Below are 25365 nucleotides of genomic sequence, written 5' to 3'. Positions count from 1 at the left end.
GCGCGTTTGATTAAGGCTGAGTTGGGGCCCGATCTGCACCAAAATGGGACGCTTTCTGGCCTTCCGAAGGCGGGCGAGCGCGCCGCCGACCTTCATAATCTCAGCCCAGCACGTCCTGGTTGATGACGTTTTGCCTGATGGGATCGCCGTCCAGCACGCTCAAAATATTGCGCGCGGTCTGCTCGCTCATGCGGCTCACCGCCTCGACCGTGACGCCGGCGACGTGCGGGGCCATGATGACGTTGGGTAGCGCGAACAGCGCGTTGCTGACCGGCGGCGGCTCCACCTCGAACACGTCGATGCCAGCGCCGGCGAGCTTTCCGGACGTCAGTGCGTCATAGAGCGCCGCTTCCTTCACGATGCCGCCGCGCGCGGTATTGATGAGGTAGGATCTATCCTTCATGCGGCCGATCCTGTCGGCATCGAATAGGCCGACGGTCTCCGGCGTCTTCGGGCAGTGGATGGTGACAAAGTCGGCGTGAGGCAGCGCGGCATCGAGGTCGGTGACCGGCTCGCATCCGGCCGCCTTGATGTCGGCGGCGTCCTTGTAGGGATCGTAGACCTGCACCTTCATCTCGAACGCCAGGCAGCGCTTCGCTGTGCGGCTGCCGATGCGGCCGAAGCCGATGATCAGCACGGTCTTGCCGTAGAGGTCGAACGGCAGCATGCCGAGCCGGTCGGCCCAGGTGCCCTCCTTGACGCAGGAATGCAGCTCCTGCGCGCGCTTGGCCAGCGTCAGCATCATGAACAGCGCCGCCTCCGCAACCGAGGGCGAATTGGCGCTGCCGGCGACCATCAGCGGCACCTTGCGGCGGGAGAGGGCGGGCACGTCGACGGCGTCGTAGCCGACGCCGATGCGGGTTACCACCTTCATGTCGCGCGCGGCCTCGAGCTCGGTCTCGCCGAAAGCGGTGGCGCCGAGGGCCACGCCGTGGACGGGGGCATGGCTCTTCAACAAGGCCTCGAAATCCTTCGCCGAGATCAGGTTCGGAAACTCGACGAGCTCGATATCGTCCCGCTGGGTGAGGAGGGCGCGAGCCCCTTGCGACAAAGTTTGCGTAACGAAAATTTTCTTCTTGTTGGTCGCCATCGCTCCCCTACCTGCTCGCTTTCTTGGATCGCGGCGTCACAACACGACGCCGGTCTCCTCATTTAGCAGGTGCATGTTGTTGAGGTCCATCGCCAGGCGCATGGGTGCCCCGTCCTTGGCGCCGGCATTGGGATCGACGCGGCCGCAGACCGGCGTGCCCTCGAGTCCGAAATAGACCAGCGTCTCCATCCCCATCGGTTCGGTGACGTCGAGCACGGTGTCGAAAGTCTCGACGCCGGGCGCCAGATGCGCATGCCACTCGGTGAGATGCTCGGGACGGAGGCCGAGCAGCAGCTTGTCGGTGCGTGGCAGCGCGTTGTAGCGCGCGGCGCGGGCCGGCGGCAGCGGAAAGGCAAGACGATCGGTGAGGCGGATCTGAAGCGTGCCGCCGACGTCCTCGAGCCGGCACGGGATGAAGTTCATCGCGGGCGAGCCGATGAAGCCGGCAACGAAGCGCGTCGCCGGCTTGTGGTAGAGCTCGTTCGGCGTGCCGATCTGCTCGATCTTGCCCTTGTTCATGACAACGACGCGATCGGCCAGCGTCATCGCCTCGACCTGGTCGTGGGTGACGTAGACGGTGGTGGTGCGCACCTTCTGGTGCACCTTCTTGATCTCGATCCGCATCTGCACGCGGAGCTTCGCGTCGAGATTGGACAGCGGCTCGTCGAACAGGAAGACCTTGGGATTGCGCACGATGGCCCGGCCCATGGCGACGCGCTGGCGCTGGCCGCCGGAGAGCTGCTTCGGCTTGCGGTCGATCAGATCGGTGATGTCGAGGAGGCGGGCGGCTTCGGTCACCCGCGCCTTGATCTCGGCCTTGGGATAGTGCTTCAGCCGCAGCCCGAACGACATGTTCTCCGCGACCGTCATATGCGGGTAGAGCGCGTAGTTCTGGAACACCATGGCGATGTCGCGGTCCTTCGGCGGCACGTCGTTGACGATATCGCCGCCGATCATGATGTCGCCGTCGCTGATGTCCTCGAGGCCTGCGATCATGCGCAGCGTGGTCGACTTGCCGCAGCCGGAGGGGCCGACCAGCACAATGAACTCATGGTCGGCGATGTCGAGGTCGATGCCGCGCACGGCTTCGACATCGTCGTAACGCTTGACTACCTTCCGCAAGGAAACGTCGGCCATTTCAGTTCAACCCCTCGCTTTCAACCCTTTGTCGCACCGGCGGTAAGGCCGGCAATGTAGTAGTCCATCAGGAAGGCGTAGATGATGAGCGGCGGCGCGGCTCCGAGCAGCGCGCCGGTCATGATCTGTCCCCAATTGAAGACGTCGCCCTTGATCAGCGTGGTGATGATGCCGACCGGCAGAACGAGCTGGTCCGTTGAGGTCGTGAACACGAGCGGATAGAGGAATTGCGCCCAGGATACGGTGAAGGCGAAGATGGTCGCGGCAATCAGCCCGGGCAGCGCGACCGGAATGAAGATCCGCGTCAGTGTCTGAAACCAGGACGCTCCATCGATGATGGCGGCCTCGTCGAGCTCCTTCGGGATCGAGGCGAAGTAGCCGATCATGATCCAGGTGCAGAACGGGACCGTCAGCGTCGGATAGATGAAGAGCAGCACGTACCATCTGTTGATCAGCTGGACTCCCGTCCAGTCGCCGATCAGCGCGAACATCTTGAATAGCGGAATGAACAGCAGGCTGTCGGGGACGAGGTAGGTGAGGAACACGCCAGTGGCGAGTGTCGCCGAGCCCCAGAACTTCATGCGTGCCAGCGCGAACGCGGCCGGCACGCTGATCAGCATGGTGAGAGTCACCACGATGATCGAGACCCACGCCGAATTCCAGAAGAAGCGCAGGAACTGGTTGGACGTCAGCAGCTCGGCATAGTTGTCCAGCGTCGGATGGAACACCCACCAAGGGTTGGTCGCCGCCGAAATCTCGGCGCTGCTCTTCAGCGAGGTGATCAGCATGTAGAGTGGCGGCGTCAGCGAGAAGATCGCAAACAGCACCAGGAAGAAGTAGGACCAGCGCAGCGCCCAGGCGCGGTCGCGGCTCATGCTGCCGTATTTGACGTTGCGGCGCGGTCCGGCCTTGTCGATTGTCATGGTGCTCATCAGGCTTCGTTCCCGCGTTTGTTGACGTCGCGAAGGATGAAGATTGCGGCGACCGCCAGGATCGGCACCATGAACAGCGAGACGCTGGCGCCGAGCGGAATGTCGCTGCCCTCGATGCCGACCCGGAACGCCCATGTCGCAAAGATATGGGTGTGATCCAGCGGGCCTCCCGCGGTCAGGATGCGCACGATGTCGAAATTGGCGAAGGTGACGATGAGGGAGAACAGCGTGGTGATCGCGATGATGTTGCGCATCATCGGCAGCGTCACATACCAGATGCGTTGCCACCAATTGGCGCCGTCGATGGCGGCGGCCTCGTAGAGTTGATCGGGCACCGATTTTAGGGCGGCCAGATACATGATCATGAAGAAGGGCGCGCCATACCAGACGTTGACCAGGATCACGGCGAAACGCGCCCAGGCGGCGTCGCCGGTCCACGGGATGGGCCCGATACCGAAGAATGCAAGTGTGTAATTGAAGGCGCTGTAGGACGGGTCGAACAGCCAGAGCCAGGCAAGCGTGCTCATCGCGGGCGGGATCACCCAGGGCACGAGCAGCATGCCGCGCCATTTGCGCTGGCCCTTGGCCGGAATGTTGTGAACGAAATGCGCGACGACGAATCCGATCAGGGCCTTGAAGACCACGGCCGTGATAGCGAAGATGCAGGATTGCTTGACCACCAGCCAGAATGTGTCGCGCCTGAACAGGAACTCGAAATTGCCGAAGCCTACAAACTTCTGCATCGACTTGTTCAGCGTTGCCAGATGCAGCGAATAGAAGGCCGGATAGACCACGAGCAGCGTGATCAGCAGGATCAGCGGCAGCGTCATCAGGAACGCCACGGTCGATTTCCGCCTGAGGGCGTTGTGCAGGCTTGCACGTTTACGGGCGCTCGCAGGCCGGGCGACGCCGGGTTGCCGAACTACGGCATCAGCCATGATGCATCTTCCTCGCAGGATCGTTCGCACGGAAGCCGGCGGAACCGGCTTCAGAAATTGAAGCTTGTGGCGGCAGCCAGACCGGGCGGCTCACGTCCAGCGTGAGCCGCCGGTCTCTGTCTCAGCTTCGCATGAAGCCTTCGCACTCACCCTCCGCCCAAGCGAGCGTCGCCTCCATCTTCTCGCCTTGCGCGTAGCGGAGGCACATCTTGGTCAGCGTGGCCTGCGCATAGATCTGCTGGGCGATCTTGGGAGGAGCAGGAGAGGCCGCAATCGACAGCGTCTGGTGATTGTGGGGATTGGGGTAGTGATAAAGGGTGCCCTTCGGCGGCCCTTCCTCCTGCCAGGTCTTCAGCGTCGTCATGTTCGCGTAGGCCGGCAGGTCGTAACCGCCGCTCGCGGCCACGAACTTCTCGATCGATGACGGCTGCGACAGATGCGTGAGCAGGCTCTTCGCCGCTTCCTTGTTCTTGGAGAAGCTCCAGGTCCCCCAGAAATAAGGCAGGTAGGGCGCATAACGGCCTTTCGGACCGGACGGCATGCCGTGGGTCCAGCACTGCTCTGCGACCTGCGGCGCGTCGCGCTTGGCGACCGCCCACGCGCTCGGAGGATTCATGATCAGCGCGCCTTTTCCGGAGATCAGCCACTTATTGTTGGAGGCGTCATCCCAGGCGGCGACGTCGGGCGGCAGGACCGCGATAAGCTTCTTGTAGAATTCGAGCGCCTGGCGAACCGCGTCCGTCTTCACCGTGAGGTCGCCCTTGGCATTGACCAGCTCAGCGCCGAACGACTGGAAGATGGCGCCGGCAGTGTCGGTGCTGTCGGTGGTCTCGCCCAGGCCGATGCCGAAGGGCACGCCGCCTTTTTGGCAGGCCTCGGCCGCCTTCAGGAATGTCTCCATGTTCCAGTTGTCGGCCTTGGGCTGGCTGCCCGCCGGATATATTTCCTGGATATCGATATTGGCGAACTTCTTCAGGAGATCGATGCGGGAGCAGGGCCCCTTGATCTGGCTTCCGATTGTTGCGGGCACCGCAAGCCATTTGTTGCCGGCCCGTCCCAAATATTTGACGGTGCCGTTCACGTCGCCGTTCTGCTTGATGATCGGCTCCATGATGTCATTGACCGGCTCGAGCAGTTCGGCATGGGCGTGCGGCCACCATGTCGGCATCGCCAGGACATCGTGGCCTGACTTCGCCGCCGCCTCGGCCGCGATGGTGAGCTCGATCTTCTTGCCCTGGCTTGTGATGTAGTCGATGGAAATCTCGACCTTCTCCTTCGCCGCCCATTCGTTGACGAGCTCGGTCGAGGCCTTGTTGGCGCCCGGCACCCAATGGTCCCAGAAGCCGATCGAGAGCTTGCCGGCGGCGTAAGCGCCCCGGACATAGGGCGCCGAGATCAGCGCCGCGGAGGACATTGCAGTGGCAGCCACAAATTGACGTCGCGTCAGTGTCTTGCGTGACATCTCGTTTCCTCGCTTGGGTGTTGTTGTTGGAGTTTCCTCTGAGACTTCTTTCTTGAGTTCTTGTTGTCGATTTTCTTGTTGGTGCCGTCGGCCCGCGTGGGCAATTCACGCCGGTCGCAGCAAATTGGTAGCGCGATCAGATCATGATTGATCGCGTCTGTCGAGAAAGCCGAACGGCTCCGCGTCCAAAACTCATGTTGTGCCCGGAAAGGTCGCAACGTCTGGCAAGGCGATAGGGCCGCAGGCGCAGCGCACGGTGTTTTTTGCGACGCACACTTCGCGCCAAACGGCCTCGAACGCTGCCGTGCGCAATTGCGCCTCAGTTTCGCAAGAGGCTGGATAACCGCTTCGCGTGAAAGACCTTTCGGGCGTGGACAGCAATCGGCCGCGTCTGGACCTCGAAGTGGCGGAAACGATAGAGTTGCGCCTGGCGGCTGATCCTCGCTGACAGGCCAGATCGATGATGGAGACGAGAATGATCAAACCGGCGGCACCAGCGCGGCTTCATCTGCGGCGATGCCTGGCGCTGGGGTCTATGCTCGCGCTGTTGCTCGGGGCCGGCGCGGTGGCGAATGCTCAAGGTCTGGTCAAGGGCGTTCAGGAAGGCGCCGCGGCCGGCAACAAGGCGGCAGGTCCGGTCGGTGGTGTGCTCGGTGGCGCCATCGGCGGCGTGGTCGGCGTCTTCACCGGCGTGCTCGGTGTCGGCAACACCAACACCAGCAATCAGGCGCCGCCGCCCCGGGAGGCCGGCAAGGACGCGGCGAAGGATTCCAAGCAGCAGGGCGGGGCCAAGGACAAGGATGCCAAGAGCGCCAAGGGCAAGAGCGCCAAGGCGACCAAGGAGGCGAAGAACGCGCCGCAGGACAACAAGGGTAAAGACAACAAGGAAGTCACGGTTCTGACCCAGCCCGGTGCGCCGCAGCTGACTGCCGAGCAGATCGTCGCGAATAGCGATTCCTACATCGAACGGATCAAGAGCGAGCTGAATCTCACGCCGGATCAGGAGAAGCACTGGTACGGATTCTCGAGCGCGATGCACTACCTCGGGCATAATGGCGCAGAGCGGCTCAACCTGAGGATTGCGCGCGCCAAGCGCGATCCGCCCGACGACATCATCGAGCAGATGCGCAACGAGGCCCAGTTCCTGATCGATCGCGCCGGCGATCAGCGCAACGTCGCCGATGCCGCCGAGCCGCTCTTTTCGAGCCTCGACGACAAGCAGAAGCAGGTGTTCATCCAGGCGATGGTGCGGCTCAGCCACGAGCGCGGACTGGATTGATCAAGTTGAATCGGTTCGGGCGCGTGTGAATTAACGGCGCCCGCCACGAATTCGTGTATCTACAGCGCAATTCGGTTATGCTTAGCTTCGCACGGCTGATTGCGGGGTTGATATGGCGGACGGACTCTCCGTTTTCCTGGTCGAAGACGAGGCGTTGATCCGGATGATGATCGCCGACATGGTGGAGGAACTCGGCCACCACGTCGTTGCGGAGGCAGACAATGTGCGCGACGCCAGCGCCTTTGCCATGACCGCGCAGTACGATCTGGCCATCCTCGACATCAATCTGATGGGCGTCTATGTCGACCCCGTCGCCGATTTGATCGAACGTCGCGGAAAACCGTTTCTGTTCGCCACAGGCTACGGTCCGGAACTGCTGCCGTCCTTGCTCCGGCGCAGGCCGATCCTGCGCAAGCCGATCGCGATGGATCAGCTCAAGGCGATGATCGATTCGATGTTTCCCGAGCCGTCAGCCACTATCCCGAGCTGACCGATCGCGCTTTTGCCGCCTGGCGGGAAGAACTCAACCGCCAGGGCTGCGGCCGTTCCTCAGCACCCTGGCAATGGTATGAGCCGTCATGGCCGCGCGGTCCGAAGCGCGCTGGGCAGCCAGCTGGTCGCGGGCCTTTTCCTCGATCAGGAGCTCGATGAGCGCCAGCCGCTTGTCTTCGCTGTCCGCTTCGCGCAACAGGCGGTGATAGCGGTGATAGTCGAAACCCGAATCCTGCTTACGCATGTCACGCCCCCGCAACTTCGCCACACACGGGTAGATTGTTTCTCATCGGGAACACACAGGCAAGCAGAACCTGCGTGGAACCGCAGGTGCGCCGCAAATCAGCTGTGCATGACGGGAACTCGCCGCCTGAGACCACTACTCAGCCGGAATTGTGCTCGGCAAACGTCGTCAGGCCGAGGAAGCTCGCATCGGGCTTGATCACGAGCCTGGTCGGGATGTTGCGCAAATAATCCTGGAACCGTCCCTTGGCTTCGAAGCGTGCCCGGAACGCAGAGGCGGCGAGGAACTCGCGGAAGCGCGGCACGATTCCGCCGGCGACATAGACGCCGCCGCGGGCGCCGAAGGTCACCGCGAGATTGCCGGCGACCGAGCCGAGGATGGCGCAAAACATCTCGAGCGTCGCGCGGCTGACGGGACAGCTGTTCTCCAGGGCCGCCTTGGTGATCCCGGCGGCATCGCGATGCGGCACCTGGACGCCGTCGATCTCAGCCAACGCTTCATACAGGTTTTGCAGCCCGGAGCCCGAGAGGGCGCCGCGCTCGATCGAGACATGGCCGAGGCGCCGGCGCAAGCAGGCGATCACGCGCTCCTCGCGCTCGTTCTCCGCCGGCAGGGTCGCATGTCCAGCCTCGGTAACGACGGCCAGGCGCGAACCATGGCGGTCGACCAGGCAGGACACACCAAATCCGGTTCCAGGCCCCACGACCAGCAACGGCTCGCCGGCCAGGCCGTCGCCGCCGCCGAGTGGGACCAGGTCTGAAGGCTCCAAGGCAGGCAGGGACCAGGCCACCACCTCGAAATCGTTCAGCACATGGACGCTGTCGAAGCCGAGCGCGGACTGCAGCTCGTTGCCGTCGATGACCCAGGGACTGTTGGTCATGACGCAGCGATTGTTGGTGACGGGACCCGCCACGGCCAGCACCGCGCGATGGGGCTGCTCGCCGTTGGACCGGCGCGCCAAAACGTCCGCGATGGCTTCGCGCACGGTCGGGAAGTCGGCGACCTTGACATAGTCGATCGGTCCGGTCTGACCGCTCGGGCTCAGCGCGAAGCGCGCATTGGTGCCGCCGATATCGGCGAGAAGAATTTTTCCGGTCTTGCCGATATTCATGGCCTCATCGCCGCCACGACCTTCAGGCCCTGGCAGCCCTGTCCTCCGCTGCTTCGACCCGATCCGCCTGGCGCGGGCGGTGCGAGAATCTGCCCTTGGGTGCGCCTAGTCAACACGGACGAGGTCAAACCGTTGCATCGTGGCGGCCACGGTGACCAATTCGCGCAGCTGCCGCGCGTGCCAGTGGTTGCGAAGCCGCGCGGGAAGGCCGACACTGAGGTGGTCGCCCGGCGCCGTCGCGCCCGGCAGATCGAAATGGGACGGCGATGAAGATTTCCGACCGCGACGTGTTGCTGGTGATCGACGTGCAGAACGACTTCTGCACCGGCGGGGCGCTCGCCGTTCCCGGTGGCGAGAAGGTCGTGCCCGCCATCAACAGGATCGCCCAAAAATTCGCCAATCTGGTGCTGACCCAGGACTGGCATCCGAGCGACCACGTCTCGTTCGCGCCGAACCATGCCGGCAAGCAGCCGTTCGAGACCATCGAGCTCGACTATGGCCGGCAGGTGCTGTGGCCGACGCATTGCGTGCAAGGCACGGCCGGCGCGGAATTTCATCGCGATCTCCACGTGACACGGGCAAGCCTCGTGGTGCGCAAGGGCTTTCGCCGCGGCATCGATTCCTATTCGGCGTTGTTCGAGAACGACCATCGGACACCGACCGGATTGCTTGGTTATTTGCGCGAACGCGAGCTGAAGACTGTCTTTGTCGCAGGTCTGGCGCTGGACTTCTGCGTCCGCTTCTCGGCGGAAGATGCGCGCAAGGCAGGGTTGGAGGTGGCCGTCATCGAGGATGCCTGTCGCGGCATCGATCTCGACGGCTCGGTCGCGGCGACCCATCGGAGTTTTCGGGACCTCGGCATTGCCGTCGTGAGCCTCGAGGCGTTTCTGTGAGGATGTCGAGGTAGCCATGGTGGACAAGACCTCCAAACCGCCACGCAGGTCAGCCCAGGCTCATGATGATCCACGGCTCTGGCCGTTTGCGGCAGCGCAGCTCGCCATGGATGCCTGCTTCTGGTGGCTGGAGCGGGCACCCGAGCAACAGGATGACAGCAGCCTGCCATGGACGACGCCGAGCCGCGTTGCGTTGGAGCTCCCGACGATGGACTTGCGCGATTGCTCGCAGACCCGGTCCGGCCAGCCGGCGCTGGTCTGCGCGCCCTATGCGCTGCACCGGGCCCTGATCGCCGATTTCGCCCCAGGCCACAGCGTGGTGCAGTCGCTGCAAAACGGCGGCATCGACCGGATCTATCTCACCGACTGGCGGTCAGCGACGCCGGACATGCGCTATCTCTCGATCGACAGCTATCTCGGCGATCTCAACGTCGCCATCGACGAGATCGGCGCGCCGGTCGATCTCGTCGGGCTGTGCCAGGGCGGGTGGCTGTCGCTGCTCTATGCCGCGCGCTTTCCAGGCAAGGTGCGGCGGCTGGTTCTGGTCGGTGCTCCCGTGGACCTGTCGATCGAGTCCTCGCTGGCCCGGCTCGCCCGCAACGCGCCCGAGCTGGTCTATGACCAGCTCGTCGCGCGCGGCGGCGGCAATGTCAGCGGCGAGGAGATGCTGCGCTTCTGGTCCAAAACCCCTGACAACGACGATATCAGGACGGCATTGCAGCGGGATCTCTCGGACGAGCAGGGCTCCGAGCTGCTGGCGCGGTTCGACCGCTGGAACACCGAGACGCTCAACCTGCCGGGCACTTATTATCTCGAGATCGTCAACGCGATCTTCCGGGAGAACCGCATCGCCGAGGGCCGTTTCGTCGCGCTCGGGCGCCCGATCGATCTGAAGGACGTCAAGGCGCCGATCTTCCTGCTCGCCGGCCTCGACGACGATGTAGTGCCAGCGACGCAAGCGCTGGCCACCGCGGGGCTCGTCGGTACGCCACCTGCCTTCGTTGCAGCGGCATCCGAGCCCAGCAACCACCTCGGCCTGTTCATGGGCGCGCGCACCCATGCGCATGCCTGGCCCCGGATCGCCGGGTGGCTGCGCGGCGATCTGCCCGGCGTGCTGGCCCGCAGCGCCTGACCTCGCCGGCACTGGACCGGATGGGGCGCAAATCCGTTATGCATGACGGCGGATGGCCTGCACGGGGCCAGATCGATGGGCTAAATATGACCGGAGCTGACGGCTTTGGCCGCCGGCGAGAGATTTGAGGGTACTGCGCTCGATGACGTTCCACTCGATTTACGCCCACGGATTTGCGCGCGTGGCAGCCTGCGTGACCACCTCCCACGTCGCCGATCCCAGCGCCAACGTGAAGGCCGTGCTGGCGGCGGCCAATGCCTGCCATGAGCAGTCGGTCGCGGTCGCGGTGTTTCCCGAGCTGTGCCTGTCCGGTTATGCGATCGAGGACCTGGTGAAGCAGGATCCGCTGCTTGATGCGGTCGAGCGCGGGCTCGCAAGCGTCGTTGCGGCCTCCGCGGGGCTAATGACGGTCCTGATCGTCGGGGCGCCGCTGCGCTTTGGCAATCGCATCTACAACTGCGCCGTCGTCATTCATCGCGGCAACGTCCTCGGCGTCGTGCCGAAATCTTACTTGCCGACCTATCGCGAGTTCTACGAGGGACGGCATTTCGCCTCCGGCGCCGGCATCGCCGGTGAGACCATCGCCTTTGGCGGCCTGCATGCGCCGTTCGGCGTTGATCTCCTGTTCGCGGCCGAGGACGTTCCGGGCCTCACCATTGGCGTCGAGATCTGCGAGGACATGTGGATCCCGGTGACGCCGGCCTCGGAGCTCGCGCTTGCGGGCGCGAGCGTGCTGATCAACCTCTCGGGCAGCCCGATCACGATCGGCCGGGCGCGCTCGCGCGCGTTGCTGTGCCAATCGACCTCGGCGCGCTGCCTCGCGGCTTACGTTTATTCCGCGGCCGGGGCCGGAGAATCCACCACCGATCTCGCTTGGGACGGTCAGACCTCGATCTACGAGAACGGCGTGCTGCTGGCCGAGGGTGAGCGGTTCCGCCAGGGCGGCCAGATCACGCTGGCTGACGTCGACCTCGACCTGCTCCGGCAGGAGCGCGCGCTGATGGGAACGTTCGACGACAACCGGCGGCAGCGCGAGGCGTTTTTCCGCAAGGTGACATTTGCCCTGAAGCCGCCGGCCGCCGATATCGGCTTCCTGCGCAAGGTCGAGCGCTTTCCATTCGTGCCGAGCGATGAGAGCCTGCTCGAGCAGGACTGCTACGAGGCCTACAACATCCAGGTCGCCGGGCTGGTGCAGCGCATGCGCGCCACCGGTACCAAGCGCGTGGTGATCGGCGTGTCGGGCGGCCTCGATTCCACCCACGCCCTGATCGTCGCCGCCAAGGCGGTCGACCTGCTCGGCCTGCCGCGCGAGAACATCCTGGCCTACACCATGCCGGGCTTTGCCACCGGCAGCGAGAGCAAGACCAACGCGCTCGCGCTGATGAAGGCGTTGCAGACGAGCTGGCAGGAGCTCGACATCCGCACCACGGCGACGCAGATGCTGAAGGATATCGGCCATCCCTTCGGCAAGGGCGAGAAGGTCTACGACGTCACCTTCGAGAACGTGCAGGCCGGCCTGCGCACGGATTATTTGTTTCGGCTCGCCAACCATCACGGCGGCATCGTGATCGGAACCGGCGATCTCTCCGAGCTCGCGCTCGGCTGGTGCACCTATGGTGTCGGCGACCAGATGGCGCATTATAACGTCAACGCCGGCGTGCCGAAGACGCTGATCCAGCATCTGATCCGCTGGGTGATCTCCTCCAAGCAGTTCAGCGACGACGTCAACCGGACGCTTGGCTCGATCCTTGTGGCCGAGATCTCGCCGGAACTCGTGCCCGTCGAGGCCGGCCAGAAGCCGCAGAGCACGGAAGCGTCCGTCGGACCTTACGAGCTGCAGGACTTCAACCTGTTCTATACGCTGCGCTTCGGCATGCGGCCGTCCAAGATCGCCTTCATGGCGCTTCAGGCATGGGAGGACGTTGCCAAGGGCGAATGGCCACCGGCCTTCCCGAGCGATCGGCGCCGGGCCTATGACCTGCCGGATATCCGCCGCTGGCTCGAGGTGTTCCTGCGCCGCTTCTTCGCCTTCAGCCAGTTCAAGCGCTCGGCCATGCCGAACGGGCCGAAGGTCTCGGCCGGCGGTTCATTGTCGCCGCGCGGCGATTGGCGCGCGCCCTCGGATTCGAGTGCAGCGGCATGGCTCGAGGATCTCGAGCGGAACGTGCCGAACTGATCGGGACAACGGATCGGTGGGGGATGATCGGATGTCAGCTGGCGATGAAGCGGAAGCGGGTGAGGAGGCCAGGGTCGTCAACGGCCTCTACATCTTCGACATCGAGATGCGGGACGGCAAGCGTGGGCAGGCCAGGGGCGTGGTCGTGCTCAGCGACGGCCGCATCATGGGCGGCGACAGCTACTTCTACTACACCGGCAGCTACACCTTCCGGAACGGCAAGTGGCGGGGCGACATGATCGTCAATCAGCACACCGAGGCGGTCGGCAGGACGCTCGCATTCGGCGGCAGGGAGGTCACCTGCGGCTTTTCCGGCGACTATTTCCCCGGCGGTGCGGAAGTCGAAGGCATGGCGCTGGTCGGCAAGACCAGCGTGACGTTCACGGCGCGGCTGACGCTGAAGGATGCGATGTAATGGCGACTTGATTGGCTCACCTCCACGACTGCGTTCCTGCTCAGGAACCTTCGTACGAACAGAACGTTCGCGTTTATTGTTGCGAATTGTCGAGGAGAGGGACCATGCGTCAACATTTGATGTTATCGACTGCGGCCGTCGGGCTCATGCTCGCATCCGGCCTTGCCTATGCCCAGGCGCCCGGTGAGCGCAGGGACGAGCCGAAACGGACCGAGGAGCCGGCCAAGGGCGCTTCTCCGCAGCGCGGTGGTGCGGCTCAAGAACGCGTTCAAGAGCGCGCGCAAGGCGCCCAAGAGCGGCTTCAGGGCGCAGGCCGCGAGGATCGAGGCGGCGCTGCCAAGAGCGAGGCCAGTAACGACAAGCGCCAGCCCGCGACGGCCTCGGAGCGCAATCAACCGAAGGCGAGGGACCAGGCACAAGACTCCCGTGAGCCTTCGCGCGATCGCAACCGGGAGGCCGAGAGCACCAAGCCCGGACGCGATGCGGGCAAGAGCGGTGCGGAAACCAAGCAGGACAAGGCTGCGCAGGACAAGGCTGCGCCGCAGAAATCAACCGCCGAATCCGAGAGATCCAAGACTGGCCCGACGACTGGCCCGGCTGGCCAGCAGAACGAGCGCACCGGAGCTACGGCCAACCAGAACGAGCGCAACCAGGCCCAGCCGCCGCGCAGTGCCGCCGAGCAGCAGCCGCCGGCGCAACAGAGCAACCAGCCGGCCACTGCGACGGATACCAGCCGCGCGGCTCCGACCAACAACGCACAGACCGCGCCCGGCTCCACGGGCACGCAGACCAACCAGGCCAATCAGACCACGCAGACCAACACGCAGGTCAACCAGCAGGCCCAGGTGACGACCGAGAGGCAGGTGCGGATCTCCGAAACGGTGAGCCGCGCACGCCTGGCGCAGCCGGAGCGCAATCTGAACATCTCGATCCGGGTCGGCGAGACGATTCCCTCGCGCGTGCGTCTGCATCGGCTGCCGCCCGAGATCGTCTCGATCGAGCCTGCATATCGCGGCTACGAATATTTCACGACGGAAGACGAGGTCATTATCGTGGAGCCGCGCTCGCATCGCATCGTCAGCCAGGTACCCCGCGATCCGTCGCGGGCCCGGGCCCAAATGGGTGGCAGCGCCTCCTCGTCGTCAAGCATGGCGGCGGCCGGCGGAAACAACATGGTGAACTGCCAGATCATGCGACGTGATGCCTCCGGCAACGTCGCTCAGGCCGAGCCGACCACCGTGGGCTCGACTGCGCGCACCGATTCCCTGAGCGTGATCGTCCAGATGCCTGGCGGCGGCTCGTCCACGCCGATCGCTCTCGGCGCTCCCGCGGGCAACATCGTGGTCGCGACGCAAGGGCAGGGCGATTGCACGGTGACGCTGGAGCCGCAGACACGCTAAGCGCCGAAACAAAGAGGCTCTGAAACGACAACGCGCCGCCCGGATGCCCCACCGGACGGCGCGTTGCTGCGTTCAATCTAAAAAGTTTCGAGGTCCGGAGTGCCTAGGAGTCCGGACCTCGTCACCTTGCCCCAGCCTTCAATCCCCCGCCCCATGTGGTCCCCCAACCCCATGTAGCGCGATCAGAGGGTGATGCCCGTGGAAGTGGCCGCCGATCGATGTCCCGCGATGTACGCGAAGGACGGCTAGGATTCCATTCCGGATCACTACGGACACGATGGCGCTTGCCATGTGCCCATTCGGCGTCGCTCGGAGCGATCGCTTTTGCTTGAACCGCAGCACGCGCGGGCAGGATGTCCACATCTCGTCCACGCTGCGGAAGGCGCATTTCACGGGCCTGTCATTGAACTGGTCTAGCGCTGCTCCCGTCATCGCTGACGACGAAGGAGCATGCCATGTCGAAGCCGGTGCTGGGCGCCGCATTGTCCATCAAATCGATCCCCGCGCATCGTGACTGGCTTCTCGAAAAGCAGCGCGATCTGGAAATCCAGGACTTCTTCCGCGCCGATCTGCTCGATAGCGACTGGCGCGCAACCGCTAGCGAGATCAAGCAGATACTCACCGGGCACACCGGCCGGCTCGGCATCCACGGTCCGTTCTGGGGCTTCAAGATCGACAGCCACGATCCGATGATCCGCCAGGCCGTAACGAAGCGCCTGCTGCAGGGCCTCGAGGCCGCCGAGTTCCTCGGTGCGACGCAGATGGTGATCCACTCGCCGTTCACGACCTGGGACCACAACAATCTCGATCTCTATCCCGACAACCGCGCCAATATCGTCGAGCGAGTCAAGGCGACGCTCGCCGAGGTGATTGCGCGTGCCGAGACGATCGGCTGCGAGATCGTCATCGAGAACATCGAGGACAAGGATCCACGCGACCGCGTGCGCCTCGCCAAGGCGTTGGAAAGCAGCAAGGTCCGCGTCTCGCTCGACACCGGGCACGCCAATTATGCGCACATCTCCACCGGCGCGCCGCCGGTCGACTATTACGTCGAGACCGCCGGCGACATGCTGACGCATGTGCACCTGCAGGACACCGACGGCTTTGCCGACCGGCACTGGGCGCCGGGCGAGGGCAACATTCCCTGGGTCGCCGTATTCCGCGCGCTAGGACGGCTGACGTCAAATCCGCGGCTGATCCTCGAACTCCGCAATCACGACGATGTCCGCAAGGGCGCGGCGCATCTCGCCGCGCTCGGTCTCGCCGAATAACCGCAATCACAAAGGGCAGGGTCACATCATGAGCAAGCTCACCCGTCGCACCATCCTGAAATCCGGCGGCGCCGCCGCAAGCACCTTGCTGCTGCCGCGTTTTGCCATCGCGCAAGCCGACAACCGTCCGTCGGTGACGGTCGCCGTGCAGAAGGTCACGAATGCGAACGTGCTCGACGTGCTGCGCGAGCAGTCCAATGTCGGCGAGCGCGTGTTCTTCTCCTCGATCTGGGAAGGCCTGATCTCCAAGAACTGGCGCGGCAAGCTCGAAGCTGTGCCGGGCCTTGCCACCGAATGGCGCCGCATCGACGACCAGACCGTCGAGGTGAAGCTGCGCCAGGGCGTCAAGTTCCACAATGGCGACGAGCTCACGGCGGAAGACGTCGTCTTCACCTTCAGCCGCGAACGCATGTTCGGCGAGACCGAGGCTAAAAACCGCTCCACCATCAAGGCGTTCGAGAAGATCCCGACGCCGCGCCCGGGCAAGGAGCTGCCGCCGGACGTCCCCGCGGTCGCCCGCCGCATCTGGCCGGACCTGGTGCGCGTCGATGCCGTCGACAAGTACACGGTGCGCTTCTACAACGCGACACCCGACGTCACGATCGAAGGCCGGCTGTCGCGCTACGGCTCCGACATCATGAACCGCCGCGCCTGGGAAGAGGCGGCGAGCTATCTCGACTGGGCCCGCAAGCCGGTGACGACCGGCCCCTACAGGGTCGTCGAGCTCAAGCCCGACGTCTCGCTGACGCTGGAAGCCCACGACGAATATTGGGGCGGCCGGCCGCCGCTCAAGCGCATCCGCTTCCTCGAAGTGCCTGAGGTCGCCAGCCGCATCAACGGACTGCTCTCGGGCGAATACCAGTTCGCCTGCGACATCCCGCCGGACCAGATTGCCGGCATCGAGAAGAATTCCGCGTTCGAAGTGCAGGGCGGCACGATTCAGAATCATCGCCTTACCGTGTTCGACAAGAACCACGCCGTGCTCGCCAATCCGCTGGTGCGGCGCGCCTTCACCCATGCGATCGATCGCCAGGCGATCGTCGACAGCCTGTGGGCCGGCCGCACCCGTGTGCCGAAGGGTCTGCAATGGGAATTCTACGGCGACATGTTCAACGCCGATTGGAACGTGCCGGCCTACGATCCCAAGCTTGCGCAGGATCTGCTCAAGCAGGCCAATTATAAGGGCGACCCGATCCCGTACCGCCTGCTCAACAACTACTACACCAACCAGGTCGCGACCGCGCAGATACTGGTCGAGATGTGGAAATCGGTCGGGCTCAACGTGCAGATCGAGACCAAGGAGAACTGGTCGCAGATCATGGAGCGCGGGCCGGCACGCGCCGTGCGCGACTGGTCGAACTCGGCCGCCTTCAACGATCCGGTGTCGTCGCTGGTCGCCCAGCACGGGCCGAACGGCCAGCAGCAGCAGATCGGCGAATGGACCAATGCCGACCTGAACACGCTCTCCGAATTCCTGGAGACCTCGACCGACCGGGCCGCGCGCAAGAAGGCGTTCCGCCGCATGCTCGAGATCGCCGAGCGCGAAGATCCCGCCTACACGGTGCTGCACCAGAACGCGACCTTCACGGCCAAGCCGAAATCGATCAAGTGGAAGGCAGCGCCCGCCTTCGCGATGGATTTCCGCGCCGGTAATTTCGAGGTCTGAAGGTGAAGCCGCTGGTCAGCATCGAGGACTTGCGCGTCGGCTTCAATGGCGTGCCGGTCCTGCGCGGCATCGACATTGCCTTGCAGAAGGGCGAGGCCGTCGGCCTCGTCGGCGAGTCCGGCTCCGGCAAATCGGTGACCTGGCTCGCCGCGCTGGGGCTGTTGCCGCGCCATGCGCAAGTCTCTGGCTCGGTGCGGCTCGACGGGCGCCAGATTCTCGGCGCGCCGGCCGCCGAGCTCGATCAGGTCAGGGGCGGGCGCATCGCCATGATCTTCCAGGATCCGGCGAGCGCGCTCAACCCGGTGCTGACCATCCGCAGGCAGCTTTGCGAAGCGCTGGCGCTGCATCGCGATCTCCAAGGCAACGCCGTGAAGGCGGAGGCGCGGCGGCTGCTTGATCTCGTCGGCATTCCCGACGCTGGCCGCCGGCTCGAGGCCTATCCGCACGAATTCTCCGGCGGCCAGGTCCAGCGCATCATGATCGCGATGGCGCTGGCCGGGAATCCCGATCTCTTGATCGCGGACGAGCCGACCACTGCGCTCGATGCCACCATTCAGGCACAGATCCTGGAGCTGCTCTCCACGGTCCGCCGCGAGCTCGGCATGGCCATGGTGCTGATCAGCCACGACCTCGGCGTCGTCGCGGAGAATTGCGACCGCGTCGCGGTGATGTATGCCGGCCGCATCGTCGAGCAGGCGCCGAGCAACCAGCTGTTCGCCGATCCCGTGCATCCCTATGCACAAGGGTTGATCGGCGCGCTGCCGCCGCTCGATGGTCCGCGGCGGCGCCTCACCGCCATTCCCGGCACGGTGCCGATCCCGCGCACATGCCCGGGGGGTGCGCCTTCGCGCCGCGCTGCGCGCTGGTCGCGGAAGCATGCGGCCTTGCGGCGCCGACGCTGGCGCCGATCGCGGATGACCGCAGCGTGGCCTGCGTCCGCGCCGAGACCTCGCGCCGCGCGCTGCTCGGGATGGCCGCCGAATGAGTCCGCCGCTGGTCGAGGTCTCCGCGATCTCGCGCACCTATGCGATGCGCTCCGGAATGTTCGGGAGAGCTGCGGCCGTGCATGCCGTCGATGGCGTGTCGCTGACGATTCCAAGGGGCCAGACGCTCGGTCTCGTCGGCGAATCCGGTTCGGGCAAATCCACCACGGGACGCATCGTGCTCGGCCTCGAGCCGCCTGATAGCGGCGAGGTACGGTTCGACGGCAAGCCGATGGCCGCGCTTGGGACAACGGCGTGGCGTGCGCAGCGCGCGCGGATGCAGATGATCTTCCAGGATCCGCTCGGTGCACTCGACCGGCGGCTGCCGGTCGCCACGCAGATTCGCGAGCCGCTCGACATTCACGGCCTCGGCACGCCTGCGATGCGCGACGAGCGCGTCCGCGAGCTCTTGCACGCCGTCGAACTGACGCCGGCGCATGGTGCGCGCTATCCCGGCGCGCTCTCCGGCGGGCAGCGTCAGCGCATCGTGCTGGCGCGGGCGCTGGCCACCAAGCCGGATTTCCTGGTCTGCGACGAGCCGGTCAGCGCGCTCGACGTTTCGATCCAGGCCCAGGTGGTGAACCTGCTCTGCGATCTGCAGGCGCAGCTGTCGCTGACGCTGCTCTTCATCAGCCACGATCTGCGCGTCGTCAGGCAGATCAGCAACGTCGTCGCCGTGATGTATCTCGGCCGCATCGTCGAGATCGGCAGCGCGGACGATCTGTTCGCGCGGCCCGAGCATCCTTACACCCAGGCGCTGGTCTCGGCCTCGCCCGCGCCGGGCCGCCGCAGTGCGGGCCGGATCGTGCTGTCGGGCGATCCGCCGAATCCGGCCGCGCGCCCCACGGGCTGCGCCTTCCATCCGCGCTGTCCGCGCGCCGTCGCGCGCTGCGCGAGCGAGGTGCCGGCGCTGTCCGCCGTCGGCGGCGACCGGCAGGTCGCCTGCCATCTCGTCACCGGCGCTGCGACACGGGACGCCGCCTGATGGGACGTTATTTCGCTATTCGGATCGGACGCGCCGCGCTCACGATCGTGCTCGTCGTGACCTTCGCCTTCATCGTGTTGCGGCTGTCAGGCGATCCCGCACTGATGATCCTGGGACCGGAGGCGCCGCCGGAGGTGCTCGCGGCATTCCGCAAGGCTTGGGGCCTCGATGACCCGATCTGGGCTCAATATTTCGATTATTTCGGCGCCATCGCCAAGGGCGAGCTCGGCCGCTCCATGCGCGACGGCCGGCCCGCGATAGAGCTGGTGCTGGAACGCATCCCGGCAACGCTGGCGCTGACCCTGCCGGCGTTCTTCTTCAAGGTGGCGCTCGGCATTTCCGCCGGCATCTACGCCGCGCTGCATCGCGGCTCGGGAATCGACCGCGCCGTGATGATGACGGCGGTCGCGGGCTTTACCGTGCCGAGCTTCGTGCTCGCGCTGCTGCTGGTGCTGATCTTCGCCGTGCAGCTGGGCTGGCTCCCTTCGGGCGGGCAGGACAGCTGGCGCCACGCCATCCTGCCGATCGCAACGCTCAGCCTCGGCGGCGCGGCGGTGCTGGCGCGCTTCACCCGCAGCGCCATGCTGGAGGTGCTGGGCCAGCCCTATATCCGCACCGCATCCGCAAAAGGCGTGCCGTGGCGCAAGGTGGTGACCTCGCATGCGCTGCCGAATGCAGCGATCCCGACCGTGACTATCCTCGGCTTCATGGTGGGCACGCTGATCGCAGGCGCGGTCGTGGTCGAGAGCGTGTTCGCCTGGCCGGGAGTAGGGCGGCTTCTCGTCGTTGCGGTTGCCAACCGCGATCTCGCGGTCGTGCAATGCATCCTGCTGCTGGTTGCGATGACCATGGTGACGTCCAATCTGATCGTCGACTTCCTCTACGGCTTCCTCGACCCGCGCCTGCGCAGCAAAGGAGCGCACGCATGACCGACGCGACGCTGAAGGAGACCAAGGCGCTTTCACGCCGCATCAGCCTGCCGGCCATTCCGGTCTCGGTCGCGCTGGCAATCAGTTGGATCGTCGCGATGCTGCTGATCGCGGCCTTTGCGGAGAAGATCGCGCCTTACGGCTTCACGCAGCTCGACCTGCGCAACCGGCTTGCTGCGCCCGGCAATGCCGCGCACTGGCTCGGCACCGACGAGCTTGGCCGGGACGTGCTGTCGCGGCTGCTCGTCTCGATCCGCATCTCGCTCCTGATCGCGTTCGGCGCGACCGCAATCTCGGCCGTGGTCGGGACCACCCTCGGCTTCCTCGCCGCGCATTTTCGTGGGTTCGTCGAGCAGCTCGTGCTGATGCTGACCGACTTCCAGGCCAGCATGCCCTTCCTGATCATGGCGCTGGCCGTGCTCGCCTTCTTCGGCAACTCGTTGCCGCTCTTGGTCGGGCTGATGGGCCTGTTCGGCTGGGAGCGCTACGCCCGCATCGCGCGGGGCCTTGCCATCTCCGCCAATGCGCAGGGCTACGCCGCTGCCGTCCGCCAGCTAGGGGCGACGCCGTCGCGGATCTACCTCCGGCACATCCTGCCCAACATCGCCTCGACCTTGATCGTCTCGACCACGCTCGTGTTCCCCGAGGTGATCCTGATGGAGTCAGGCCTGTCCTTCCTCGGCCTCGGCGTGCAGCCGCCGATGACCAGCCTCGGCAACATGGTCGGCTACGGCCGGGAATATCTGACCCGCGCCCCCTGGATCATGCTGGCGCCGGCGACGACCATCGTAGTGACCACGCTGGCCGTGTCGGTGATCGGCGACTGGCTGCGCGATCGGCTCGATCCGACGCTGTAATAGGGGCTCCGACGCCCCCCGCCGTCATTCCGGGGCGCGCCGAAAGGCGCGAACCCGGAATCCATTGTCCCGCGGGTGCTGCCGCCCGATGGATTCCGGGTTCGATGCTGCGCATCGCCCCGGAATGACAGAGAGTGAGCGACGAGCCCCCCGCGCCGGGAGCAGGGGAGCCCTGTCCGACCCAAGTTCCCGTTGCGCCCGCCGGGTCCGTGCGCTATCCGGCCGGAAAGGCCTGAGGTGGCTCCACATTTTCCCGCCCCGGCCGACGCAAACCCGAGGACGGAAACCGCCATGCCAGCCTATCGCTCCCGCACCACCACCCACGGCCGCAACATGGCGGGCGCCCGCGGCCTCTGGCGCGCGACGGGCATGAAGGACGCCGATTTCGGCAAGCCGATCATCGCGGTGGTCAACTCCTTCACCCAGTTCGTGCCGGGCCACGTGCATCTGAAGGACCTCGGCCAGCTCGTGGCACGCGAGATCGAGCAGGCCGGCGGCGTCGCCAAGGAATTCAACACCATCGCGGTCGACGACGGCATCGCCATGGGCCATGACGGCATGCTCTACAGCCTGCCGTCGCGCGAGTTGATCGCAGACAGCGTCGAGTACATGGCCAACGCGCATTGCGCCGACGGCCTCGTCTGCATCTCCAATTGCGACAAGATCACGCCCGGCATGCTGATGGCCGCGCTCAGGCTCAACATCCCCGCCGTGTTCGTCTCGGGCGGGCCGATGGAGGCCGGCAAGGTCAAGCTGGCCGGCAAGACCAAGGCGGTCGACCTCATCGACGCCATGGTGGCCGCCGCCGATAGCAAGGTCAGCGACGAGGACGTCAAGGTGATCGAGCGCTCGGCGTGCCCGACCTGCGGCTCCTGCTCGGGCATGTTCACCGCCAATTCCATGAACTGCCTGACTGAGGCGCTGGGCCTCGCGCTGCCCGGCAACGGCTCGGTGGTCGCAACCCATGCCGACCGCAAGCGCCTGTTCGTCGAGGCCGGTCACACCATCGTCGATCTGGTCCGCCGTTATTACGAGCAGGACGATGCATCCGTGCTGCCGCGCAACATCGCGAATTTCAAGGCGTTCGAAAACGCGATGACGCTCGACATCGCGATGGGCGGCTCGACCAACACCGTGCTGCATCTCTTGGCCGCCGCCCATGAGGGGCAGGTCGCCTTCACCATGAAGGACATCGACCGTCTGTCGCGCCGCGTGCCCGTGCTCTGCAAGGTCGCGCCTTCCGTTGCCGACGTGCATGTCGAGGACGTGCACCGTGCCGGCGGCATCATGGGCATCCTCGGCGAGCTCGACCGCGCCGGGCTGATCGACACTTCGGTCTCGACCGTGCACGCGCCGACCATGAACGAGGCGCTGGAGCGCTGGGACATCAAGCGCACCAAGAGTGAGACGGTCCGGACCTTCTATCGCGCTTCGCCCGGCGGCATCCCCACGCAAGTCGCCTTCAGCCAGGAGCGCCGCTACGACGAGCTCGACGCCGACCGCGAGAAGGGCGTCGTGCGCGATCTCGCGCACGCCTTCAGCAAGGACGGCGGTCTCGCCGTGCTCTACGGCAATCTCGCGCAGGACGGCTGCATCGTGAAGACCGCCGGCGTCGACGCCTCGATCCTGAAATTCTCCGGCCCCGCGCGCGTGTTCGAAAGCCAGGACGCGGCGGTCGAAGGCATCTTGGGCGGCAAGGTCGTCGCCGGCGAGGTCGTGGTCATCATCTATGAAGGCCCGCGCGGCGGCCCCGGCATGCAGGAGATGCTGTATCCGACCAGCTATCTGAAATCGATGGGCCTCGGCAAAGCCTGCGCGCTCGTCACCGACGGCCGCTTCTCCGGCGGCTCCTCCGGCCTGTCGATCGGCCATCTGTCGCCGGAGGCCGCCGAAGGCGGCAATATCGGTCTGGTGCGGACGGGCGACATCATCGCCATCGACATCCCGAACCGCAGCATCAGCCTCGAGGTCTCCGACGAGGAGCTCGCCAAGCGCCGCGCCGCGGAGGAGGCGAAGGGCGATGCCGCCTGGCAGGCGCAAGGCCGCAAGCGCAACGTCTCGACCGCGCTGCAGGCTTACGCCGCGCTCACCACCAGCGCCGCGCGCGGTGCGGTGCGCGAGGTCAAGCGGCGTCCGAAGTAGGCGGCATCGGCGCCACTGGGCTGGATCGGCGATCTTCGGAACGCCTCGCGGCTCCGTGCGACCACCCAGATGCGCCGTTGCAGGAAGTAGCCGGAACGGAGATTGGGAAAGAACGGCCCCCGCCTCCCTAGGGCGTGGGGCTGGTTGGGGTGGGAGCGGGAGCCGTTTGCTCAGTGGGCACCCGACGTGCGGGCTCGCCCGCCAGGCATCATCAACTTAGTGCATTGTCCACATTTTGCTATTTAATTTTTATTAATTTTGTTTTTATTTTTATTTAATCGTGTCATCCTAAGAAAAATCGTCGAAATCCATTTTTCCGAATCCAGCCGAGGCGGTCGCCGTATCGAGGTTCGTCCGCAAAGGTTCGGATTGCCAATAGCGGAGTTAGCCATGAGTCATTCTCCATCACTCGTGCCGCAAATCACGACAGACCGGGACGTCTATCTTGTGCTCGATGATTTCGGCCGCCGCCTGGGCCGGGCTTGGTGCGAGACGGCCGAGGAGGACGCCAATCGTGCGACCCTGCTCAGACATCTCGCCGAAGGGCAATATCTCCATCCCGCACGTATCGTGGCCTTCAATACCGCGGAGGGATGGTCGCGCGATGCCACCGCTGAAATCGCCGATGAGCTGCGCCGTCGCTTCGTCGAACTCGAGGAGACCGATCCCTCGCTGTTGGAGTTTCTGGAAAGAGCAGCGAGGCGTTGAAAGCTCGAACATGGAACGAGGATGAACTGCAAATTATGCTCGAACGAGTGCCGCGGCGATGTCCGATCGCGGACTCGCTGTCATGCGCACCCCCGCGCAAACCTCCCGCGCGTTAATGCGCGTGGTCAATGAGTTCTTACCGCTCCGCCGCGATCGATCGTTCGCATTAAGGATGCCTCGACGAAGTTCGGCAAGGCAAGGTTTTGCGCCGTATACTCCCGCGACCTTCGCAGATCCGTTTCGGGCAACTGGGGCACCACCGCAATGTCTCGTACTCTCGCTGTCGTTTTCTCAACGGCCGTCGCCGCCATTTCCATGACGGGCGCGGCCTCCGCCGGCTGCTACAATTGCTACACGCCGCCGCCGTGCACGACCTGCTACCAGCAACAATATGTGCCGCCGCAATACCGCACCGTCGACGAGACCGTGATGGTCTCGCCCGGCTCCGTGGTCGCGCACCGCACGCCGGCGCAGTACCGCACCGTGATGGTGCCGCAGACCGTGATGGTCGCGCCGCCCAGCGTCCAGTACGAGCGCATCCCGCCGCAATACGCCACCCGGCAGCGCGTCGAGATGGTCTCGCCGGGTTATTCCTATTACGCCCCGGTGCAGATGAACTGCGCGTCCTGCGGCTACTGAGCTAGACGCAAACAACAAAGAATTTCAGGACGGCGCTCTTCGCGGGGCGCCGCGCTTTCTATTGCGCGACGCAAAGGTGAGGGAGCCTTTGAACCGCAAGGCCCGGAACGACACGAAACGGCATGAGCTCGTTTCTGGACTCCGTCGAGCGACCGCAACTCGGGCTGGTCGCTGCTTTCGCCGTTTCACTGATGTGCGCAGTTGCGGTGGTCTGGTCGGTCGGCTCGACCGATCGCGTTACCTATCTCGGCCCGGACCACGGCCAGGAGCAGACCATCACACAGGTCCGCCTCAAGACGCTCCCACAAGGGAGTTACGTGATCGAACGGGGCGCGATCTACAAGGCAATGCAGGCAGGGTGCCGCTACGACCTGAACTACAGCCCTCAATTCGGGCGCAACGTCAGCGACCGGCAGGGGACCAAGTACATCCGGAGTGCCGTCCTGGTTGATTGCCCGAAGAGCTAGACAGGTTGTGCAGGAAA

General features: G+C 65.0%; 23 protein-coding genes and 1 pseudogene. 17 read left to right on the top strand and 7 right to left on the bottom strand.

The annotated features are described in order from the left end of the window. Positions 1-100: 100 nt before the first annotated feature. The 5 genes from GA0061099_RS18415 to GA0061099_RS18395 form a co-directional block, all read right to left on the bottom strand. A complete protein-coding gene (locus GA0061099_RS18415) occupies positions 101-1090 on the bottom strand; it encodes a hydroxyacid dehydrogenase (RefSeq protein ID WP_036028080.1) in 990 nt (329 codons plus the stop codon). Positions 1091-1126: 36 nt separating this feature from the next. Next, positions 1127-2227 (bottom strand): ABC transporter ATP-binding protein, encoded by a 1101-nt coding sequence (locus tag GA0061099_RS18410; RefSeq protein WP_036028079.1) that lies wholly within the window; start codon positions 2225-2227, stop codon positions 1127-1129. A 20-nt stretch (positions 2228-2247) separates the two neighbouring features. Then, positions 2248-3159, bottom strand: coding sequence for a carbohydrate ABC transporter permease (locus tag GA0061099_RS18405; RefSeq protein ID WP_036012407.1), 912 nt, complete (start codon positions 3157-3159; stop codon positions 2248-2250). Continuing rightward, the gene (locus GA0061099_RS18400) at positions 3159-4097 is read right to left on the bottom strand and encodes a carbohydrate ABC transporter permease (RefSeq protein ID WP_036012404.1); all 939 of its coding nucleotides are present in this window, start codon (positions 4095-4097) and stop codon (positions 3159-3161) included. The genes GA0061099_RS18405 and GA0061099_RS18400 overlap by 1 nt, the downstream gene beginning before the upstream one ends. 121 nt (positions 4098-4218) lie before the next feature. Beyond that, a complete protein-coding gene (locus tag GA0061099_RS18395) occupies positions 4219-5559 on the bottom strand; it encodes an ABC transporter substrate-binding protein (protein WP_036012401.1) in 1341 nt (446 codons plus the stop codon). Between the two features lie 475 nt (positions 5560-6034). Between GA0061099_RS18395 and GA0061099_RS18390 the strand changes: the two genes are divergently transcribed. Together GA0061099_RS18390 and GA0061099_RS18385 are read left to right on the top strand one after the other, a co-directional pair. Continuing rightward, entirely contained in the window at positions 6035-6838 is an 804-nt protein-coding gene (locus tag GA0061099_RS18390) for a Spy/CpxP family protein refolding chaperone (protein WP_036012400.1), read from the top strand. Positions 6839-6950: 112 nt separating this feature from the next. Then, positions 6951-7328, top strand: coding sequence for a response regulator (locus tag GA0061099_RS18385; RefSeq protein WP_036012398.1), 378 nt, complete (start codon positions 6951-6953; stop codon positions 7326-7328). Positions 7329-7361: 33 nt separating this feature from the next. Here the strand turns inward: GA0061099_RS18385 and GA0061099_RS18380 are convergent, their stop codons facing one another. Both GA0061099_RS18380 and glk read right to left on the bottom strand, forming a co-directional pair. After that, positions 7362-7574 carry a hypothetical protein gene (locus GA0061099_RS18380; protein ID WP_036012396.1) on the bottom strand — a complete coding sequence of 71 codons (213 nt, stop codon included), beginning with the start codon at positions 7572-7574 and terminating at the stop codon, positions 7362-7364. 139 nt (positions 7575-7713) lie between these two features. Then, complete coding sequence (glk, locus tag GA0061099_RS18375; RefSeq protein ID WP_036028077.1) at positions 7714-8685, bottom strand: glucokinase; 972 nt, start codon at positions 8683-8685, stop codon at positions 7714-7716. 266 nt (positions 8686-8951) lie between these two features. Between glk and pncA the strand changes: the two genes are divergently transcribed. The 15 genes and pseudogenes from pncA (at position 8952) to GA0061099_RS18295 (ending at position 25348) form a co-directional block, all read left to right on the top strand. Further along, positions 8952-9578: a bifunctional nicotinamidase/pyrazinamidase gene (pncA, locus tag GA0061099_RS18370; RefSeq protein ID WP_036028076.1), complete on the top strand. Its 627-nt coding sequence runs from the start codon at positions 8952-8954 to the stop codon at positions 9576-9578. Positions 9579-9594: 16 nt separating this feature from the next. Beyond that, a complete protein-coding gene (locus GA0061099_RS18365; protein WP_036028075.1) occupies positions 9595-10710 on the top strand; it encodes an alpha/beta fold hydrolase in 1116 nt (371 codons plus the stop codon). Between the two features lie 142 nt (positions 10711-10852). Further along, positions 10853-12886 carry an NAD(+) synthase gene (locus tag GA0061099_RS18360; RefSeq protein ID WP_074447959.1) on the top strand — a complete coding sequence of 678 codons (2034 nt, stop codon included), beginning with the start codon at positions 10853-10855 and terminating at the stop codon, positions 12884-12886. A gap of 31 nt (positions 12887-12917) precedes the next feature. Then, on the top strand, positions 12918-13301 hold the full coding sequence (locus GA0061099_RS18355; RefSeq protein ID WP_036012369.1) for a GrlR family regulatory protein: 384 nt from the start codon (positions 12918-12920) through the stop codon (positions 13299-13301). 104 nt (positions 13302-13405) lie between these two features. Continuing rightward, positions 13406-14701, top strand: a complete 1296-nt coding sequence (locus tag GA0061099_RS18350; RefSeq protein ID WP_036028071.1) for a DUF1236 domain-containing protein — start codon at positions 13406-13408, stop codon at positions 14699-14701. Between the two features lie 455 nt (positions 14702-15156). Then, positions 15157-15972, top strand: a complete 816-nt coding sequence (locus tag GA0061099_RS18345; protein ID WP_036028070.1) for a sugar phosphate isomerase/epimerase family protein — start codon at positions 15157-15159, stop codon at positions 15970-15972. Between the two features lie 28 nt (positions 15973-16000). Continuing rightward, positions 16001-17638: an ABC transporter substrate-binding protein gene (locus GA0061099_RS18340; RefSeq protein WP_074448021.1), complete on the top strand. Its 1638-nt coding sequence runs from the start codon at positions 16001-16003 to the stop codon at positions 17636-17638. Between the two features lie 2 nt (positions 17639-17640). Then, a pseudogene (locus tag GA0061099_RS18335) lies at positions 17641-18623 on the top strand (ABC transporter ATP-binding protein). Beyond that, positions 18620-19606, top strand: a complete 987-nt coding sequence (locus GA0061099_RS18330; protein WP_074447958.1) for an ABC transporter ATP-binding protein — start codon at positions 18620-18622, stop codon at positions 19604-19606. The pseudogene GA0061099_RS18335 and the gene GA0061099_RS18330 overlap by 4 nt, the downstream one beginning before the upstream one ends. Further along, positions 19606-20535: an ABC transporter permease gene (locus GA0061099_RS18325; RefSeq protein ID WP_036028062.1), complete on the top strand. Its 930-nt coding sequence runs from the start codon at positions 19606-19608 to the stop codon at positions 20533-20535. The genes GA0061099_RS18330 and GA0061099_RS18325 overlap by 1 nt, the downstream gene beginning before the upstream one ends. Next, positions 20532-21392, top strand: coding sequence for an ABC transporter permease (locus tag GA0061099_RS18320; protein ID WP_036028061.1), 861 nt, complete (start codon positions 20532-20534; stop codon positions 21390-21392). Before GA0061099_RS18325 ends, GA0061099_RS18320 begins: the two co-directional genes overlap by 4 nt. Positions 21393-21683: 291 nt before the next feature. After that, the gene (gene ilvD / locus GA0061099_RS18315) at positions 21684-23534 is read left to right on the top strand and encodes a dihydroxy-acid dehydratase (RefSeq protein WP_036028060.1); all 1851 of its coding nucleotides are present in this window, start codon (positions 21684-21686) and stop codon (positions 23532-23534) included. 258 nt (positions 23535-23792) lie between these two features. Next, positions 23793-24242, top strand: a complete 450-nt coding sequence (locus GA0061099_RS18310) for a hypothetical protein (protein ID WP_244429371.1) — start codon at positions 23793-23795, stop codon at positions 24240-24242. 315 nt (positions 24243-24557) lie between these two features. Next, positions 24558-24881 (top strand): hypothetical protein, encoded by a 324-nt coding sequence (locus tag GA0061099_RS18300; RefSeq protein ID WP_036028057.1) that lies wholly within the window; start codon positions 24558-24560, stop codon positions 24879-24881. Between the two features lie 122 nt (positions 24882-25003). Then, positions 25004-25348, top strand: coding sequence for a hypothetical protein (locus GA0061099_RS18295; RefSeq protein ID WP_036028056.1), 345 nt, complete (start codon positions 25004-25006; stop codon positions 25346-25348). The last annotated feature ends 17 nt before the right edge of the window (positions 25349-25365 follow it).

This window comes from Bradyrhizobium yuanmingense, from assembly GCF_900094575.1.
GTDB classification, from domain to species: Bacteria; Pseudomonadota; Alphaproteobacteria; order Rhizobiales; family Xanthobacteraceae; genus Bradyrhizobium; species Bradyrhizobium yuanmingense.
The sequence above is the reverse complement of the archived record's forward strand: the minus strand, read 5'-3'. Positions and strand labels throughout refer to the sequence as shown.

Bases quoted from the DNA above. Each gene is read 5' to 3' on its own strand.
- GA0061099_RS18415 (WP_036028080.1), bottom strand. From the start codon at position 1,090: ATGGCGACCAACAAGAAGAAAATTTTCGTTACGCAAACTTTGTCGCAA.
- GA0061099_RS18410 (WP_036028079.1), bottom strand. From the start codon at position 2,227: ATGGCCGACGTTTCCTTGCGGAAGGTAGTCAAGCGTTACGACGATGTC.
- GA0061099_RS18405 (WP_036012407.1), bottom strand. From the start codon at position 3,159: ATGAGCACCATGACAATCGACAAGGCCGGACCGCGCCGCAACGTCAAA.
- GA0061099_RS18400 (WP_036012404.1), bottom strand. From the start codon at position 4,097: ATGGCTGATGCCGTAGTTCGGCAACCCGGCGTCGCCCGGCCTGCGAGC.
- GA0061099_RS18395 (WP_036012401.1), bottom strand. From the start codon at position 5,559: ATGTCACGCAAGACACTGACGCGACGTCAATTTGTGGCTGCCACTGCA.
- GA0061099_RS18390 (WP_036012400.1), top strand. From the start codon at position 6,035: ATGATCAAACCGGCGGCACCAGCGCGGCTTCATCTGCGGCGATGCCTG.
- GA0061099_RS18385 (WP_036012398.1), top strand. From the start codon at position 6,951: ATGGCGGACGGACTCTCCGTTTTCCTGGTCGAAGACGAGGCGTTGATC.
- GA0061099_RS18380 (WP_036012396.1), bottom strand. From the start codon at position 7,574: ATGCGTAAGCAGGATTCGGGTTTCGACTATCACCGCTATCACCGCCTG.
- glk (WP_036028077.1), bottom strand. From the start codon at position 8,685: ATGAATATCGGCAAGACCGGAAAAATTCTTCTCGCCGATATCGGCGGC.
- pncA (WP_036028076.1), top strand. From the start codon at position 8,952: ATGAAGATTTCCGACCGCGACGTGTTGCTGGTGATCGACGTGCAGAAC.
- GA0061099_RS18365 (WP_036028075.1), top strand. From the start codon at position 9,595: ATGGTGGACAAGACCTCCAAACCGCCACGCAGGTCAGCCCAGGCTCAT.
- GA0061099_RS18360 (WP_074447959.1), top strand. From the start codon at position 10,853: ATGACGTTCCACTCGATTTACGCCCACGGATTTGCGCGCGTGGCAGCC.
- GA0061099_RS18355 (WP_036012369.1), top strand. From the start codon at position 12,918: ATGTCAGCTGGCGATGAAGCGGAAGCGGGTGAGGAGGCCAGGGTCGTC.
- GA0061099_RS18350 (WP_036028071.1), top strand. From the start codon at position 13,406: ATGCGTCAACATTTGATGTTATCGACTGCGGCCGTCGGGCTCATGCTC.
- GA0061099_RS18345 (WP_036028070.1), top strand. From the start codon at position 15,157: ATGTCGAAGCCGGTGCTGGGCGCCGCATTGTCCATCAAATCGATCCCC.
- GA0061099_RS18340 (WP_074448021.1), top strand. From the start codon at position 16,001: ATGAGCAAGCTCACCCGTCGCACCATCCTGAAATCCGGCGGCGCCGCC.
- GA0061099_RS18330 (WP_074447958.1), top strand. From the start codon at position 18,620: ATGAGTCCGCCGCTGGTCGAGGTCTCCGCGATCTCGCGCACCTATGCG.
- GA0061099_RS18325 (WP_036028062.1), top strand. From the start codon at position 19,606: ATGGGACGTTATTTCGCTATTCGGATCGGACGCGCCGCGCTCACGATC.
- GA0061099_RS18320 (WP_036028061.1), top strand. From the start codon at position 20,532: ATGACCGACGCGACGCTGAAGGAGACCAAGGCGCTTTCACGCCGCATC.
- ilvD (WP_036028060.1), top strand. From the start codon at position 21,684: ATGCCAGCCTATCGCTCCCGCACCACCACCCACGGCCGCAACATGGCG.
- GA0061099_RS18300 (WP_036028057.1), top strand. From the start codon at position 24,558: ATGACGGGCGCGGCCTCCGCCGGCTGCTACAATTGCTACACGCCGCCG.
- GA0061099_RS18295 (WP_036028056.1), top strand. From the start codon at position 25,004: ATGAGCTCGTTTCTGGACTCCGTCGAGCGACCGCAACTCGGGCTGGTC.